Here is a 1729-nt window from a genome sequence, read left to right as displayed (position 1 = left end):
CTTGCTGAACAAGATTCGTTCCATCTACACCCAACGCAAGTCTCTAAACCCAAGCAGTCTGAAAAAATGCAAAAAGAGAACACGCAGTCGCCGCTCCAGATTCATGACCAGAAACTGAAGGGCGATGACGGTCAAACTGGTTTCGGCGCCACGCGCCCGAATGCGACCTAGGCCCAATTTGCGCTTGCCTTCTCCAAATTTTCCTTCGATCGCATTACGCTGTACAGCGTCCTGGCGCTCTTGCCGACGATCGGCGACTTCACTTTGCTCTTTCGAGGGTCTGCCGAGCTTCGGGCCACTAAGGCGAATCCCTAGCGTTTTGCAATAGTTCAGGTTGTCTCGATTGCGATAGATTTTATCGGCTAGAATGACGGCGGGATAATACCCGAATCGCTGTTTGTACGCTTCCACCGATGCTTGCAGCGTGGTTGCCTCGTTGAAGCTGTCCCATTGTGCCGTTTCGATCCAAGCGTAACCGTCCACCAGACTGGCGGCGATTTTGGCGCCGAACTCCACGTTCGCTCCAGCTTTGCCTCGAACCATCGGACGTACATGCGGCTGTTCGATACTCACGATGCGATCGGCGACGACATGCGTATTCTTCTCTAGCATTTCGCGTTGCTGACGGTAGAGCTCCGAGATGATCAGAAGCTGGCGATAGTGTCTTTTGCTCAGTTCCGTGAGAGGCGTATACTTCACGAGGGCTTCAATAATCCGCAGATTCCGTCCCACGTAGCCAAGTTGCTTTTTGATCGCTTTGCGGATCACCTTGCCCGATGCCTTGCGTTGCTTGGAAACACTCAGGTACGATTTTCTGGCTTTCTCGCGGTACGTGCGCGGCTTCTCCATCGCTCCGACATGGGGACGGTGCAGCACGTCGATGATGTCTTCCAGGATTTCACGGGCGTGATTCAGCAGCCCCAAGTCAGTCGGATACTTGATGTCCGCAGGCGCGCATGTCGCATCCAGCATGAGGGTGCCCTTGTTCATGACTTCCGCTGTCGATGCGGCTGTAGATGGCAGGACGTGTAGCTTTTTCGCCATGTTGCGGGGTTTCTTCGCCACAACAGGGGGCTCCTCGGGAATAGAGAAAGCGTCCCCTACCTCCATGGTGAGCTGCGAGCCGCCCGCGTCGTTGTCGTCGTCATCGCGATCTCGCTTGGACGATTTCGGTTTCGCCTCGACCTCTCGCTCTGCTTGCAGCGCGGCTTGGGCGATCCAGTCGTTGACTTCAGCTAGGATTTCCAAGCCGAGCCGTTCCCGAAAATGCGTGAGCAGGGAGTGATGAAACGGCACTTTATCGACATACGCGGTGTAGCCCAAGAAGAACTGCAAATATGGATTTTCCTGGATTTGTAAGGTGGTCTCGCGGTCACTTAAACCAAGGCGCTCTTTGATGATGAGCGAGCCGAGGGCGATACGTGCCGAGTACGCCTTTTGGCCGATGGCTGGGGACTTGAACGAGCTCACATATTTCTCTTCTACTTTGTCCCAAGGGATGATCGCCGCAAGCTGCACCCACCGATTGGTTGGATTTAATTTTCCGCCAAAGGGCAAATAGAAGTTTTCCAACAAGTCTGCCATATCTCGATTCAGCACGAACACTTTCGCTCACTCCATCTGCAAGGTTTTTTACCGATTTTCCGTGTTTTCTTTGCAGATGAATTCGACAAAAGTGCCTCTAAACCCTTGTGAGATAAGGATTTTTTGATTATTCAGCAAGCCCTAA

1 protein-coding gene is annotated in these 1729 nt (G+C 53.0%); it reads right to left on the bottom strand.

The features are described from left to right. Positions 1-24: 24 nt before the first annotated feature. Positions 25-1584: an IS5 family transposase gene (locus tag PSHG_RS25870; protein ID WP_042120942.1), complete on the bottom strand. Its 1560-nt coding sequence runs from the start codon at positions 1582-1584 to the stop codon at positions 25-27. Positions 1585-1729: the final 145 nt, after the last annotated feature.

This window comes from Paenibacillus senegalensis JC66, from assembly GCF_000285515.1.
Lineage (GTDB): Bacteria > Bacillota > Bacilli > Paenibacillales > NBRC-103111 > Paenibacillus_L > Paenibacillus_L senegalensis.
This window is presented reverse-complemented; position numbering and strand designations above follow the sequence as displayed.

Coding starts and splice junctions, on each gene's coding strand:
- PSHG_RS25870 (WP_042120942.1), bottom strand. CDS start 1,584: ATGGCAGACTTGTTGGAAAACTTCTATTTGCCCTTTGGCGGAAAATTA.